Below are 14,083 nucleotides of genomic sequence, written 5' to 3'. Positions count from 1 at the left end.
CCTGATGTCGGCACGGACCAAGGCGCGCAAGCGCGCCCTCGACGTCCTGTTCTCCAGCGAGCTGCGCGACGAGACCCCGCTCGAGGCCCTCGAGCGGGTGCTCGCCGACGGCGAGCGCCCCACCACCGAGTACACCGTCACGCTGGTGCGCGGGGTGGCCGAGCACCAGGCCCAGATCGACGAGCTGCTCTCGTCGTACTCGCAGGACTGGACGCTGTCGCGGATGCCCGCGGTGGACCGCAACGTGCTGCGCCTGGGCGTCTTCGAACTGCTGCACGTCGACGACGTGCCCGACGCCGTCGCGGTCTCCGAGGCGATGGCCCTGGTGCGCGAGCTGTCGACCGACGAGTCGCCGCAGTTCGTCAACGGGGTCCTGGGCACCATCCAGCGCAACAAGCCGAGCATCCTCGGCGCCTGAGCCCGGCCCCCGGCCCACCCGAGCCCGGCCCCCGGCCCAGGGGGGTGACCCGGCACCACCGGGGGTGAGGTCCATGCTGGTCGCATGAGCGAGCAGCAGAGCACGGACGTTGACCTCGTCGTCGTCGGGCTCGGGCCCGGCGCCGAGTCGCTGGCCACCGGGGCCGCCGCGGCCGGCCTGCGGGTCGTCGCGGTCGACAAGCACTTGGTCGGTGGCGAGTGCCCCTACTACGGCTGCGTGCCGTCGAAGATGATGCTGCGCGCCGCCGACAGCCTGGCCGAGGCCCGCCGCGTCTCGCAGCTCTCGGGCGAGGTGCAGGTCGTGCCGTCCTGGGCGCCGGTGGCCCGGCGGATCTCCGAGGAGGCCACCAGCGGCTGGGACGACCAGATCGCGGTGCAGCGCCTCGAGGACGCCGGCGTCACCTTCCACCACGGCGTCGGGCGCCTCGACGGCCCCGGTCGCGTGGTCGTCACCCTGCCCGACGGCGCCACCCGCGCCTACGAGGCGGCCCGCGGGGTCGTGCTCAACCCCGGCACCCGCCCCGCCGAGCTGCCGATCGAGGGTCTCGCCGGCACGCCGTACTGGACCAACCGCGAGGCGGTGCAGGCCACCGAGCTGCCCGGCTCGATGATCGTCGTCGGCGGCGGCCCGATCGGCGCCGAGATGGCCCAGGTCTTCCAGCGCTTCGGGGTGCGCGTCACCCTGCTCGAGGCCGGCCCGCGCATCCTGGGCCCCGACGAGCCCGAGGCGGCGCAGGTCCTCGAGGAGGTCTTCGTCGAGGAGGGCATGCGGGTGATGACCGGGGTGGAGATCACCTCGGTGAGCCATGCCGACGGCGGCTTCGAGGTCACGCTCGGCTCCGGCGACACGCTGCGCGCCGACAAGCTGCTGCTCGCAGCGGGCCGCACCCCCAACCTCGACGACATCGGCCTCGAGACCGTCGGGCTCGACCCGCAGGCCCGCACCGTCGAGGTCGACGAGCACCTGCGTGCCGGCGAGCGGCTCTGGGTGATCGGCGACGTCACCGGCAAGGGCGCCTTCACCCACGTGGCGATGTACCAGTCCGCGATCGCGCTGCGCGACATCACCGGCCAGGACGGGCCGCCCGCGCAGTACCACGCGGTGCCGCACACGACCTTCACCGATCCCGAGGTCGGCGGGGTCGGCCTGACCGAGGAGCAGGCGCGCGAGGCCGGGCTGCGGGTGCGCGTCGGCACCGCCCCGATGGAGTCGTCCTCCCGCGGCTGGCTGCACGGCCCCGGCGGCCGGGGGCTGGTCAAGGTCGTCGAGGACGCCGACCGCGGCGTCCTGGTCGGCGCCACCGCCATGGGACCCTCCGGCGGCGAGGTGCTCGGCTTCCTGGCCGTCGCCGTGCACGCCGAGGTGCCCGTCGAGACCCTGCAGCAGATGATCTACGCCTACCCGACTTTCCACCGCACCATCGAGACCGCCCTCGGCGCTCTGGAGGAGACCCGATGAACCGCTCCGCGTCCGACCTCGGCCACCAGGCCGAGGACCACCGCTGGGTCGACCACGCGGCGCGAGCCGGCATGGTCGCCTACGGCGTCGTCAACCTGCTCATCGCCTGGCTGGCCCTCCAGCTGGCCTTCGGCGACCGCGAGGGCAGCACCTCCAGCAGCGGCGCGATGTCGCAGCTGGCCCAGCAGCCCTTCGGCAAGGTCCTGGTCTGGCTGGTGGCGGTCGGGATGCTGCTGCTGGTCGGCTGGCGCGCCATCGAGGCGGCCTTCGGCCACGACGACGAGGACGGCGCCAAGCGCACCGCCAAGCGGGTCTTCTCGGGCGGCAAGGCCCTCATCTACCTGGCCATCGCGATCTCCGCGATCCGGGTGGCCACCGGGTCCAGCGGCGGCGGGGGCGGCGGCACCGACTCCACGACCAAGAAGCTGATGGACCTGCCGGCCGGCCAGACCCTGGTCTTCCTCGTCGGCGCCGGCATCGTCGGCTACGGCATCTTCCAGATCTACCACGCCTGGAGCGGCAACTTCCGCGACAACCTGACCGCCGAGGGCGAGCGCGGCGGCTCCGGCACGGCGTACGTCGCCTTCGGCACCGCCGGCTACACCGCCAAGGGCATCGCCATCGGCATCGTCGGCTCGCTGTTCCTGTACGCCGCGTGGACGCACTCGGCGAAGAAGTCCGGCGGCCTCGACGTGGCCCTGCAGAAGGTGCTCCAGCAGCCCTTCGGCCCGTTCCTGCTCGGCGTCCTGGCCCTGGGCATCGGCGCCTACGGGCTGTTCTGCTTCGCGCGAGCCCGGCACCTGTCGCGGTGAGCAGCACCCACCGCGTCGTCGACGTCGTCGTCCTCGGCGTCGGCTCCGGCGGCGAGCACGTCGCCCGCAAGCTGGCCGCGGCCGGGCTGCGGGTCGCGGCCGTCGACTCCCGGCTGGTCGGCGGCGAGTGCCCGTTCTACGGCTGCACGCCCTCCAAGCTGCTCATCCGCGCGGCCGACGCCCTGGCCGAGGCGCGGCGCGCCGACGACCTCGGCGGCCGGGTCGAGGTGCGAGCCTCCCTCGGGCCCGCCGCACAGCGGATCCGCGAGGCCACCCACGACTGGCACGACGACGACCACGCCGGCACCCTGGAGGAGGCCGGGGTGCGCGTCGTGCGCGGCCACGGCCGCCTGGCCGGCCCCGGGGTCGTCGAGGTCGACACCCCCGGCGGGCTGAGCCGGCTCACCGCCACCCGCGGCGTGGTGCTGAACACCGGCACCGAGCCGACCGTGCCCGACGTCGAGGGCCTCGCCGGGACGCCGTACTGGACCAACCGCGAGGTGCTGACCGTCTCGGAGGCGCCGGCCTCGCTGGCGCTGGTCGGCGGGGGTCCGATCGGCGTCGAGATCGCCCAGGCGCTGCACCGCTTCGGCACCGAGGTCACGATCGTCGAGGCCGGCCCGCGGCTGCTGGGCTCGGAGGAGCCCGAGGCCGGCGACCTGCTGGCCCAGGTGCTGCGCGAGGAGGGCGTCGACGTGCGCACCGGCGCCGACCTGGCCCGGGTCGAGCACGACGGCGAGCGCTTCCACCTGCACGTCGACGGCGAGCAGGTCGTCGTCGAGCGGCTCCTGGTCGCGGCCGGCCGCTCCGAGAACCTGGGCGACGTGGGGCTCGAGACGGTGGGCCTGGACCCCGCCGCCGACCACGTCGAGGTCGACGAGCGGATGCGCGCCGGCGAGCGGCTGTGGGCGGTCGGCGACATCACCGGCAAGGGCCCGTGGACCCACGTCTCGCTCTACCAGGGCGAGCTGGTCGTGCGCGACGTGCTGGGCGACGACGAGGGGCCGTGGGCCGACTACCGCGCGGTGAGCCGGGTGACCTTCACCGACCCCGAGGTCGGTGCGGTCGGGCTCACCGAGGCCCAGGCGCGCGAGCAGGGCATCGACGTGGTCGTCGGCACCGCCGACCTCGCGCGCGGGCCCCGCGGGTGGATCCACCAGGCGAAGGGGCTCGTCAAGGTCGTCGCCGACCGCGAGCGCGGGGTCGTGGTCGGCGCGACCACGATGGCGCCGTACGGCGGGGAGGTGCTCGGGCTGCTGAGCACCGCGGTGCACGCGCAGGTGCCGGTCGCGGTGCTGCGCACGATGCACTTCGCCTACCCGACCTTCCACCGCACCATCGAGGTGGCGCTCAAGGAGACCGGTCTGTAGCTGGTGTGACCGGGGCACCATCGGGGAAGGAACCCCTCAGCACCCCCATGGCTGAGGAGGAAGCATGACCCAGGGGCACTTCCAGGGCCGTTCGGACACGAGCGACCGGCTCTACACCCGCGAGGAGCTCGACCGGTTCGCCGCCGGGGTCGGCGACCCGCTGACCGACCCCCTGGGACCGCCGCCCAGCTGGACGCCCGAGGAGGTGTCGGAGGCGACCCGGGAGGTGCCCGTCGTGGTGCCCCCGGCCGCTGCCCCGGCCGCTGCACCGGCCCCCGCCGCGGCCCCTGCCGGGCCCCCGGCCCGCGCGGAGGAGCCGCGCCGCTTCATGACCGCGACCGACTTCCTCGACCGGCGCGCCGAGGAGACCGGCCAGGGCCCCGCGACGTGGGGCTGGCGCGGCGTGCTCAACCGGATGGGCGCCCGGCTGCCGATGGGCCCGGCCGAGCAGACCCACGAGCAGCAGCGCTCGGTGATCCAGCGCGACTTCGACGGCCCGCGCACCATCGCGTTCATCAACCCCAAGGGCGGCGCCGCCAAGACCACCGGGGTGCTGGCGGCCGGCTACACCTTCGGCACCGTGCGCGGCGGCGGCGTGGTCGCGTGGGACAACAACGAGACCCGCGGCACCCTGGGCATCCGGGGCACCCGCAGCACCCACCGCAACACCACCCGCGAGCTGCTGGAGGACCTGGGCCGCTTCAGCGACGTCTACCAGTCGCGCATCGGCGACCTGGGGGCGTTCGTGCGCTCGCAGGGCGACGCGCACTTCGACGTGCTGGCCTCCGACGAGCGCCCCGACGTCACCGGCATGATCCACGCCGACGACTTCGCGGCCGTGCACGCGCTGCTCGAGCGCTTCTACCGCATCATCCTGGTCGACACCGGCAACAACATGCGCGCCGAGAACTGGCTGGCCAGCGCCGAGCAGGCCGACCTGCTGGTGGTCACCAGCACGGTGCGCGAGGACACCGGCTACTCGGGGCTGTGGATGCTCGACGCGCTGCAGGACGCCGGGCACACCGACCTCAAGCACAAGTGCGTCACGGTGCTCTCCGACCCCTCGCCGAAGGTCGACGACAAGCTCGCGGCCGACCTGGTCGACGTCTACGAGCAGCGCACCCGCGCGGTCTACCGGGTGCCCTACGACCCGGCCCTGGTCGCCGGGTCGGTGGTCCCGTACGCCGAGCTCTCGGCCGCCACGCGCCGCTCCTGGCTGGCGGCCTGCGCCGGGATGGCCGAGTCGCTCTGAGCGAGCCGTCGCGGGCCGGGAACAAGGAGAAGCACCGCGGTGCTGGGCCTGGCATGCGAGCAGTCGTCTACAGCCAGACCGGTCCCTCCTCCGTGCTCTCCGTCGAGGAGCGCCCGCTGCCCGAGCCCGGACCGGGCGAGGTGCGGGTGCGCGTCGTGCGCGCCGGGGTCAACCCGACGGACTGGAAGTTCCGCGCCAACGCCATGAACGGCCCCTGGGACGAGGTCGTCCCGGGCCAGGACGCCGCCGGCGTCGTCGACGCCGTCGGTGAGGGCGTCGAGGGCCTCGACGTCGGCGACCGGGTCTGGACGATCCTGGCCCAGTGGGCCCGCCCCGGCGGCACCGCCGCGGAGCACACCGTGCTGCCCACGGCCTGCGTGGTCCCGCTGCCCGACGAGGCGTCGTACGACCTGGGTGCCTCGCTGGGCGTGCCCGCCGTGACCGCGCACCGCGCGCTCACCGCCGGCGAGGGCGCCTCGCGCCTGGCACCCGGCACCCTCGCGGGGAGCACCGTGCTGGTCGCCGGCGGTGCCGGCGCGGTCGGCAACGCCGCGATCCAGCTGGCCGTGTGGGCCGGGGCCACCGTGGTCACCACCATCAGCAGCGACGAGAAGGCCGACCTGGCGCGCGCAGCGGGCGCCCACCACGTCGTGAACTACCGCACCGACGACGCCGCCGCACGCATCAAGGAGATCGTTCCCCAGGGCGTCGACCTGGTCGTCGAGGTGGCGCTGGCCGAGAACCTGGCGCTCGACGTCGAGGTGCTGCGCAACCGCGGCACCGTGGCCTACTACGCCGACAACGGCGGCGCCGAGGCGACGCTGCCGGTGCGGGCGAGCTTCGCCAAGAACCTGCGCCTGCAGGGCCTGCTGCTCTACACCCTGGGCGAGGACCTGCTGGCCGCCGCCGCCGAGGACGTCAGCGCCGCCGTGGCCGCCGGGGCCCTGCGCGTCGGCGCCGAGGTCGGGGTGCCGCTGCACCACTACCCGCTCGAGGAGACCGCCGCCGCCCACGACGCCGTCGAGGCCGGCGCGGTCGGCAAGGTGCTCATCGACGTCGCGGACGACTGAGCCGACGACTGAGCAGGCTCAGTCGGTCTTCGCCGCGCCCCAGCCGTGCCAGCGGTCGATGCGCATCCACGCGCTGGTGCGCGGCGACTCGCGGTCGGGGTAGTCGCGCCCGCCGTAGTGCTGCGAGAGCCGGTCGATGTCGACGAGTCCCTCGTCGGGCCGGATCTCGACGACCTCGCCGATCAGCGTCACGTGGGTGTACCAGCTGTCCGCGTCGAGCACCGAGAGGCTCAGGCGGGGGTCGCGGCGCAGGTGCCCCAGGCGCACCCGGGTGTCGTCCATGTTGACCAGCACCGTGCCGGCGCGCGGGCCCTCGGTCTCCAGCAGGTACCAGGTGGGCACCGTGACGGGCGTGCCGTCCTTGCGCAGCGTCGCCACGACGCTCGGGTTGGGTCGACGCAGCAGGTCGACGACGTCGTCGGGCAGGGGAGCAGTGGACATGTTTCCAGCCTAGGCGAGCCCCGACCCGCGTAGGCTCCGGCTCGTGCTGCACGAACGCGACCGGACCGGCTGGTCGGACTCGTCGGCACGTGACGTCCTGCAGCTGATGGTCGAGTCGGTCGCGGAGCTGGTCGGCTTCCGTGTCGCGGCGCTCTCGGTGGTCCTCGACGGCCAGCTCGTCACCACGGCGTACACCGGCCCGGTCGAGAAGGACGAGGACGCCTGGGCCAGCGACCCGGTCTCGGTGCTCGACCAGGTCCTGGCGGTCGCCGAGCCGCGCGGGCGGCTGCACTTCATCGACGGCGAGGCCACCGGCGGCGACCTCGCCGGGCACTGGGTGGTCACCCTCGAGGAGCAGGGCGAGGGCCCCGACGCCTGGCACCCCTACGACGGCCTGATCGGGGTGCTGCGCGACGACGACGGGACCCCGGTGGGCGTCCTCTCGGTCGACCAGCCGGTCTCGGGGCGCCGTCCCGACGAGGCCCAGACCCGGCTGCTCGAGCGCTACGCCGCGCAGGCCGAGCGTGCGGTGCTGACCACCCTGGAGCGCGAGGCGCTGCTGCAGCGCGTCGAGCACGCCGAGCGCGCCCGCAGCCTGGTGCGCAGCGCGGCCCTGGGCAGCCACGGGTCCCTCGACGAGGTCGTCGAGAGCACCCACGCACCCCTGGTGGAGGGGTTCGCCGCGACCGCCTCGTGGGTGCAGGTGGGCCGGGGCGACGACGCCGAGGGGTGGACGGCCGAGGACCGGGCGCGGCTGCGGGACGGCAGCGTGGTGCCGCTGCCGCCGGTGGTGCCGGCCGTGGCGCGCCGGCTCGCGCCGCTGCTGTGGGCGCGCCAGGAGGTGCTGGTGCTGGACCCCACCCTCGACGGCGCCCTGCCCGAGCACCTCCTCGACGCCCTGGACCTGCCCGAGGAAGTGGTGCGGGAGGCAGGGGAGGGCCTGTCGTGGCTGGGCCCGGCACGGCTGCTGGGGGTGCCGCTGGGTGCCGGCACCGAGTCCTTGGGCTTCCTGATGCTGACCCGCCGCAGCCAGGACCCGGCCTGGTCGCCGGCCGAGACGGCCGCTGCGCTCGAGCTGGGCCACGACCTCGGCTCGGCGCTGACGACGGTCTGGGCCCTCGAGCGGGAGCGGCGGGTGGTCCACGAGCTGCAGGAGCTGGCCGAGGAGCGGGCCCGGCTGGTGGCCACCCTGACCCACGAGCTCCGCACGCCGCTGACCGTGGTGGCCGGCAACCTGGAGATGCTGGAGGACCTCGGCCTGCGGCCGGAGGCCGAGCGCCACCACACCGCCCTGGCCCGCGGCACCGCGCGGATGCAGCAGATCGTCGACGACATGCTGCTGCTGGCCCGGGTCAGCGACCCCACCCACCCGCTGCTGGCCGTCGACGTCGACGTCACCACCGTCGTGGCGGGCATCGAGGCCCTCATCGCCCCCACGGCGCGTGCCGAGGGCCTGCGGCTCGAGGTCGACGTCGAGGGCGAGGACCTGGTCGTGGCCGGCGACCCCGACGAGGTCGACCGGGCGCTGGGCAACCTGGTCAGCAACGCGGTCAAGTACACCGCCGCGGGCGGCACGGTGCGCGTGGGCGCGCACCGCGAGGGCGACCTGGTGGTGCTCGAGGTCGGCGACGACGGCATCGGCATCAGCGACGACGACCAGCGCCGGCTCTTCCGGGCCTTCTACCGCAGCAGCAACCCGGCCGCGCTGCGCCAGCCCGGCACCGGGCTGGGCCTGGTGACGGTGGCCCACATCGCCGAGCGCCACGGCGGCAGCGTGGGCGTCAGCTCGGTGCTCGGCGAGGGGACGGTCTTCACGCTCCGGCTGCCGGCGGCCCACTGCTAGGGTGCTCCCGATCGACATCCTTTAACGAGCCGTCCCGTGAGGCGGAGAAGGAGGTCCGGCCACGTGAGTGCGCCTCCCGAGACCACCGACGAGGGCCGCGTGGTCCTCGATGCCCGTGACATCGCCCGGGCGCTGACCCGCATCTCCCACGAGATCCTCGAGCGCAACAAGGGCTCCGAGGACCTCGTGCTGCTGGGCATCCCGACCCGCGGCGTCGGCCTGGCCCGGCGCGTCGCCGACCGGATCGCGGCCACCGAGGGCGTCCAGGTGCCGGTCGGCTCCCTCGACATCACCCTCTACCGCGACGACCTGCGCAAGCAGCCGGCGCGCGGCCCCCAGCACACCGAGGTGCCGCCCGGCGGCATCGACGGGCGCACCGTGGTGCTCGTCGACGACGTCCTCTACAGCGGCCGCACCGTGCGTGCGGCGCTCGACGCGATGCGCGACCTGGGCCGCCCCGACGTGGTGCGCCTGGCGGTGCTGGTCGACCGCGGCCACCGCGAGCTGCCGATCCGCGCCGACCACGTCGGGAAGAACCTGCCGAGCGCACGCACCGAGCGGGTCATGGTGCGCCTCGAGGAGTACGACGGCCACGACGAGGTGCGCATCGCCGGCAGCGGTCCCGACGGGGGGAGCCAGGCGTGAGGAAGCACCTGCTCTCCATCGACGACCTCTCCGTCGACGACATGGACACGATCTTCGCCACCGCCGCCGAGATGCACGACGTGCAGCGCCGCGAGGTCAAGAAGCTGCCCGCGCTGCGCGGGCGCACGATCATCAACCTGTTCTTCGAGGACTCCACCCGGACCCGCTCGAGCTTCGAGATCGCCGGCAAGTGGCTCTCGGCCGACACCATCAACATCACCGGCAAGGGCAGCTCGGCCTCCAAGGGCGAGAGCCTGCGCGACACGGTGCTGACCATCACCGCCATGGGCGTCGACGCCCTGGTGATGCGCCACGCCGCCAGCGGCTCGGCGCTCCAGGTCTCCCAGTGGGTCGACGCCAGCGTCATCAACGCCGGCGACGGCACCCACGAGCACCCCTCGCAGGCGCTGCTCGACGCCTACACGCTGCGCCGCACCCTCGGCACGCTCGAGGGCAAGCGGGTGCTGCTGGTCGGCGACCTGACCCACAGCCGGGTCTTCCGCTCCAACGTCAAGTGCCTGACCCGCCTGGGCGCCGAGGTCACGGTCGTCGCGCCGCCCACGCTGATGCCCAGCGGCGTCGACACCTGGTCGCGCGAGGCCGGCTTCGCGACGTCGTACGACCTCGACGAGGCACTGCCGAAGGCCGACGCGGTGATGATGCTGCGCGTGCAGCGCGAGCGGATGAGCGGCGGGTTCTTCCCCAGCGCGCGGGAGTACACCGTGGGCTACGGGCTGACCCGCGACCGCCTCGCGGTGCTCGGCCCCGACGTGCCCATCTGCCACCCCGGCCCGATGAACCGGGGCCTCGAGATCGCCGCCGACGCCGCGGACGCCGCGCAGTCGCTGGTGCTCGACCAGGTCTCCTCGGGGCTGGCCGTGCGGATGTCGATCCTCTACCACCTGCTGGCCGGCGAAGGAGCCTCCTGATGACCGAGCAGACCCCGGGCACCATCCTCCTGCGGGGCGCCTCGCTGCTGGGCGAGCGCAGCGCCGACGTGCTGGTCGCCGACGGCGTGATCGCCGAGATCGGCAGCCCGTCGGCCGAGGGCGCCCGCGTCGTCGACGCCGACGGGCTGGTGGCCCTGCCGGGCCTCGTCGACCTGCACACCCACCTGCGCGAGCCGGGCCGCGAGGACGCCGAGACGGTCGTGACCGGCTCGCGCGCCGCCGCGATGGGCGGCTTCACCGCGGTGCTGGCGATGGCCAACACCTCGCCGGTCACCGACACCGCCGAGGCCGCCGAGCGGGTCCACGACCTGGGCCTGGCCGCGGGCCTGGTCGACGTGCAGCCCGTCGGCGCCGTCACCAAGGGGCTCGGCGGCGAGGAGCTCGCCGAGCTCGGGCTGATGGCGCGCTCGCGGGCCCGGGTGCGGGTCTTCTCCGACGACGGCCGCTGCGTGGCCGACCCGCGGGTGATGCGCCGGGCGCTGGAGTACGTCAAGGCGTTCGGCGGGGTCGTCAGCCAGCACTCCCAGGACCCCGACCTCGCCGGGCCGCAGTCGTGCTGCCACGAGGGCGAGCTCTCCGGGCGGCTGGGCCTGCCCGGCTGGCCCGGCGTCGCCGAGGAGGTCATCGTCGCGCGCGACGTGATGCTCGCGCGGCACACCGGCTCGCGGGTGCACGTCGCGCACGCCTCGACCGCGGGCACCGTCGAGGTGCTGCGCTGGGCGAAGTCGCAGGGGATCGCCGTCACCGCCGAGGTGACCCCCCACCACCTGCTGCTGACCACCGACCTGCTCAGCGGCTACGACCCGACGTACAAGGTCAACCCGCCGCTGCGCCCGGCCGAGGACGTCGAGGCGCTGCGCGCCGCGCTGGCCGACGGCACGATCGACGCGGTGGCCACCGACCACGCCCCGCACGCGCGCCACGACAAGGAGCACGCGTTCGTCGACGCGGCCTTCGGGATGCTCGGGCTCGAGACCGCGCTGCCGGTGGTGGCCTCGGTGATGGTGGAGAGCGGACTGATGACGTGGGCCGACGTTGCCCGGGTGATGTCGACGACGCCGGCGGCGATCGCCGGGCTCGAGGGCCACGGTCGAGGGCTCGAGGTCGGCGCGCCGGCCAACATCGTGCTGGTCGACCCCTCGGCCGACCTGACCGTCGACCGCGACGCCTCGGTCTCGCTCTCGCGCAACAACCCGTGGCACGGGCGCACCTTCGGTGCCGCCGTGCGCCACACGCTGCTGCGCGGGCGGCCCACGGTGCTCGACGGGTCGCTGGTCTGAGGGGTGCCGACCTGAGCGGCGCCCTGCAGCGGCTGCTCGCCGACCCTCCGGACCTGCCGGTCGTCGGCGGGCTCGACGCCCTGCGCGCCGCGCTCGCCGAGCGGGGCAGCGCGGTCGTGCAGGCCCCGCCGGGCACCGGCAAGACCACGATGGTGCCGCCGGCGGTGGCGGCGCTCTGCGAGGGCCGGGTCGTGGTGACCCAGCCGCGCCGCATCGCGGCACGGGCTGCGGCGCGCAGGCTCGCGTCGCTGCTCGGCGAGCCGGTCGGGCAGACGGTCGGCTACGCGGTGCGCGGCGAGCGGCGCACGTCGGCGGCGACCCGCATCGAGGTCGTCACCACCGGCCTGCTGCTGCGGCGCCTGCAGCGCGACCCCGAGCTGCCCGGCGTGGGGGCGGTGCTGCTCGACGAGGTGCACGAGCGCGGCCTCGACGCCGACCTCGCGCTTGCGCTGCTGGTCGACGTGCGCGCGGTGCTGCGCGAGGACCTGCTGCTGGTAGCGATGTCGGCGACCGTCGAGGCGGGCCGCACGGCGGCGCTGCTGGGGGAACCGCCGGTGCCGGTCGTCGATGTGCCGGGGGCCCTGCACCCGGTCGAGCGGCGCTGGGCGCCGCTGCCACCGGGGGTGCAGCGCCTCGACGACCGGGGCGTCACCCCGGCCTTCCTCGACCACGTCGCGGCCACGACGCGGGTGGCCCTCGGCGAGGGCTCGGGGGACGTGCTGGTCTTCGTGCCCGGCGTGGCCGAGGTCGACGGCGTCGTACGCCGCCTGGCCGGGTTGGAGGCCGACGTGCGGCCGTTGCACGGCCGGTTGGGTGGGGAGCAGCAGGACCTGGCGCTGAGTCCCGGGCCGCGGCGCCGGGTCGTGGTCTCGACCGCGGTCGCGGAGTCGTCGCTGACGGTGCCGGGGGTGCGCTCGGTCGTCGACGCCGGGCTCTCGCGGGAGCCGCGCACCGACCACCGGCGCGGCCTGGGTGGGCTGGTCACCGTGCGGGTGTCGCGGGCGGGCGCCGAGCAGCGGGCCGGTCGCGCCGGGCGTGAGGGCCCGGGGCGGGTGCACCCGTGCTGGTCGGAGGCCGAGCACGCCCACCTGCCGGCGCACCCCGAGCCCGAGATCGCGGTCGCCGACCTGACCGGGCTGGCGCTGGAGCTGGCGGTGTGGGGGAGCCCCGACGGTGCGGGCCTGGCCCTGATGGACCCGCCGCCGGGACCGGCGCTGGCGACGGCCCGCGCCACCCTCACCGACCTCGGCGCGGTGGACGCCGCCGGCCAGGTCACCGACCGCGGCCGCGCGATCGCCGGGGTGCCGGTCGACCCGCGGCTGGCCCGCGCCCTGCTCGACGGGGCCGCGCTGGTGGGGGCGAAGCGGGCCGCGGAGGTGGTGGCGATGCTCTCGGAGGACGTGCGCCCGCCCGGCGGCGACCTGGTCGCAGGGCTGCGCTCGCTGCGCCGCGGCGGACCCGGCTCGGGACCGTGGCGCGCTGCCGTGCAGCGGCTGTCGGGGTACGTCGAGGAGCCGCGGTCACCGGCCGAGCGGCTCACCGACGACCTGGCGGTGGGTCTCGTGGTGGCCCTGGCGCACCCCGACCGGGTGGCGCGCCGCCGCCCCGGCGGGACGGCGTACCTGATGGTGGGCGGGACGGGCGCGACCCTGCCGCGCGGGGAGTCGGCGCTGGCGGGGCTGGAGTGGGTGGCGGTGGCCGACGTCGACCGGCGGGCGGGGGAGCGGGAGGCACGGGTGCGCTCGGCGGCCCCGATCGACGCCGACCTGGCGCTGGAGGCCGCGGCCGCCCGGTGGGGCGAGGACGACGAGGTGGCTTGGCGCGAGGGCCGGGTGGTGGCGCGCCGGGTGACCCGGCTGGGCGCGATCGAGCTGGCGTCGTCACCCCTGGCTGAGCCGCCGGTGGAGGCGGTCGGGGCGGCCGTGCGCGAGGGGCTGCGGCGCGACGGGCTCGACGCGCTGCCCTGGAAGGAGTCGGCGCGCGAGCTGCGGGCGCGGCTGGCGTTCCTGCACGCGGCGGTGGGGGAGCCGTGGCCCGACGTGGGCGACGAGGCGCTGCTGGCGGGCGTGGACAGCTGGCTCGACCTGTCGCGGGTGCGCTCGGGGCGTGACCTGGCGCGGCTGGACGTCGTGTCGGGGCTGCGCGGGCTGCTGCCCTGGCCCGAGGCGGCCCGGCTCGACGAGCTGGCGCCCGAGCGGGTCGTCGTACCCAGCGGGTCGGCGGTGCGGGTCGACTACACCGAACCCGGGCAGCCGGTGCTGGCGGTGAAGCTGCAGGAGGTCTTCGGGTGGGCGGCGACGCCGCGGCTGGCCGACGGCCGGGTGCCGCTGCTGCTGCACCTGCTCTCCCCGGCTCGGCGCCCGCTGGCGGTGACCGCCGACCTGGCGTCGTTCTGGGAGTCGGCCTACCCGGCGGTCCGGGGCGAGATGCGGGGGCGCTACCCGAGGCACCCGTGGCCCGAGGACCCGTGGAGCGCGCCGGCGACAGCGAGGACGAAGCGGCGCGACAGCACCTAGGGTGGCG

General features: G+C 75.3%; 12 protein-coding genes. 11 read left to right on the top strand and 1 reads right to left on the bottom strand.

Features of this window, described 5'->3' with window-relative positions; translation table 11 throughout:
* The first annotated feature begins 4 nt into the window (after positions 1–4).
* The 6 genes from nusB (at position 5) to OCU29_RS17445 (ending at position 6,401) form a co-directional block, all read left to right on the top strand.
* Positions 5–418, top strand: coding sequence for a transcription antitermination factor NusB (nusB, locus tag OCU29_RS17470; protein WP_179616372.1), 414 nt, complete (start codon positions 5–7; stop codon positions 416–418).
* Positions 419–502: 84 nt separating this feature from the next.
* Positions 503–1,897 carry an NAD(P)/FAD-dependent oxidoreductase gene (locus OCU29_RS17465; protein ID WP_261820933.1) on the top strand — a complete coding sequence of 465 codons (1,395 nt, stop codon included), beginning with the start codon at positions 503–505 and terminating at the stop codon, positions 1,895–1,897.
* Positions 1,894–2,709: a DUF1206 domain-containing protein gene (locus tag OCU29_RS17460; protein WP_179616374.1), complete on the top strand. Its 816-nt coding sequence runs from the start codon at positions 1,894–1,896 to the stop codon at positions 2,707–2,709. The genes OCU29_RS17465 and OCU29_RS17460 overlap by 4 nt, the downstream gene beginning before the upstream one ends.
* Entirely contained in the window at positions 2,706–4,079 is a 1,374-nt protein-coding gene (locus OCU29_RS17455; RefSeq protein ID WP_261820932.1) for an NAD(P)/FAD-dependent oxidoreductase, read from the top strand. Before OCU29_RS17460 ends, OCU29_RS17455 begins: the two co-directional genes overlap by 4 nt.
* Positions 4,080–4,143: 64 nt before the next feature.
* Positions 4,144–5,331, top strand: coding sequence for a hypothetical protein (locus OCU29_RS17450; RefSeq protein WP_261820931.1), 1,188 nt, complete (start codon positions 4,144–4,146; stop codon positions 5,329–5,331).
* A 53-nt stretch (positions 5,332–5,384) separates the two neighbouring features.
* Complete coding sequence (locus OCU29_RS17445; RefSeq protein ID WP_261820930.1) at positions 5,385–6,401, top strand: NADPH:quinone reductase; 1,017 nt, start codon at positions 5,385–5,387, stop codon at positions 6,399–6,401.
* A gap of 18 nt (positions 6,402–6,419) precedes the next feature.
* On the opposite strand, the gene OCU29_RS17440 is transcribed toward OCU29_RS17445, so the two are convergent.
* A complete protein-coding gene (locus OCU29_RS17440; protein ID WP_261820929.1) occupies positions 6,420–6,842 on the bottom strand; it encodes a PPOX class F420-dependent oxidoreductase in 423 nt (140 codons plus the stop codon).
* 43 nt (positions 6,843–6,885) lie between these two features.
* Here OCU29_RS17440 and OCU29_RS17435 point away from each other — a divergent pair, with 43 nt between their 5' ends.
* From OCU29_RS17435 to hrpB, 5 genes are all read left to right on the top strand, one after another.
* Positions 6,886–8,685, top strand: coding sequence for a cell wall metabolism sensor histidine kinase WalK (locus OCU29_RS17435; RefSeq protein WP_261820928.1), 1,800 nt, complete (start codon positions 6,886–6,888; stop codon positions 8,683–8,685).
* 63 nt (positions 8,686–8,748) lie between these two features.
* Positions 8,749–9,330 (top strand): bifunctional pyr operon transcriptional regulator/uracil phosphoribosyltransferase PyrR, encoded by a 582-nt coding sequence (pyrR, locus tag OCU29_RS17430; protein WP_179616380.1) that lies wholly within the window; start codon positions 8,749–8,751, stop codon positions 9,328–9,330.
* On the top strand, positions 9,327–10,259 hold the full coding sequence (locus OCU29_RS17425) for an aspartate carbamoyltransferase catalytic subunit (RefSeq protein ID WP_261820927.1): 933 nt from the start codon (positions 9,327–9,329) through the stop codon (positions 10,257–10,259). Before pyrR ends, OCU29_RS17425 begins: the two co-directional genes overlap by 4 nt.
* Positions 10,259–11,560, top strand: coding sequence for a dihydroorotase (locus OCU29_RS17420; RefSeq protein ID WP_261820926.1), 1,302 nt, complete (start codon positions 10,259–10,261; stop codon positions 11,558–11,560). The genes OCU29_RS17425 and OCU29_RS17420 overlap by 1 nt, the downstream gene beginning before the upstream one ends.
* A complete protein-coding gene (gene hrpB / locus OCU29_RS17415) occupies positions 11,557–14,076 on the top strand; it encodes an ATP-dependent helicase HrpB (RefSeq protein ID WP_370463682.1) in 2,520 nt (839 codons plus the stop codon). Before OCU29_RS17420 ends, hrpB begins: the two co-directional genes overlap by 4 nt.
* The last annotated feature ends 7 nt before the right edge of the window (positions 14,077–14,083 follow it).

The sequence above is a fragment of the Nocardioides sp. OK12 genome (genome assembly GCF_024341885.1).
Classification (GTDB): Bacteria; Actinomycetota; Actinomycetes; order Propionibacteriales; family Nocardioidaceae; genus Nocardioides; species Nocardioides marinisabuli.
Note: the sequence above shows the minus strand (reverse complement) of the source record. Positions and strands in the feature narration are given on the sequence as shown.

Excerpts from the sequence above, each read along its gene's own strand:
- OCU29_RS17460 (WP_179616374.1), top strand. The coding sequence starts at position 1,894 with ATGAACCGCTCCGCGTCCGACCTCGGCCACCAGGCCGAGGACCACCGC.
- OCU29_RS17440 (WP_261820929.1), bottom strand. The coding sequence starts at position 6,842 with ATGTCCACTGCTCCCCTGCCCGACGACGTCGTCGACCTGCTGCGTCGA.
- OCU29_RS17420 (WP_261820926.1), top strand. The coding sequence starts at position 10,259 with ATGACCGAGCAGACCCCGGGCACCATCCTCCTGCGGGGCGCCTCGCTG.
- OCU29_RS17450 (WP_261820931.1), top strand. The coding sequence starts at position 4,144 with ATGACCCAGGGGCACTTCCAGGGCCGTTCGGACACGAGCGACCGGCTC.
- nusB (WP_179616372.1), top strand. The coding sequence starts at position 5 with ATGTCGGCACGGACCAAGGCGCGCAAGCGCGCCCTCGACGTCCTGTTC.
- OCU29_RS17445 (WP_261820930.1), top strand. The coding sequence starts at position 5,385 with ATGCGAGCAGTCGTCTACAGCCAGACCGGTCCCTCCTCCGTGCTCTCC.
- OCU29_RS17465 (WP_261820933.1), top strand. The coding sequence starts at position 503 with ATGAGCGAGCAGCAGAGCACGGACGTTGACCTCGTCGTCGTCGGGCTC.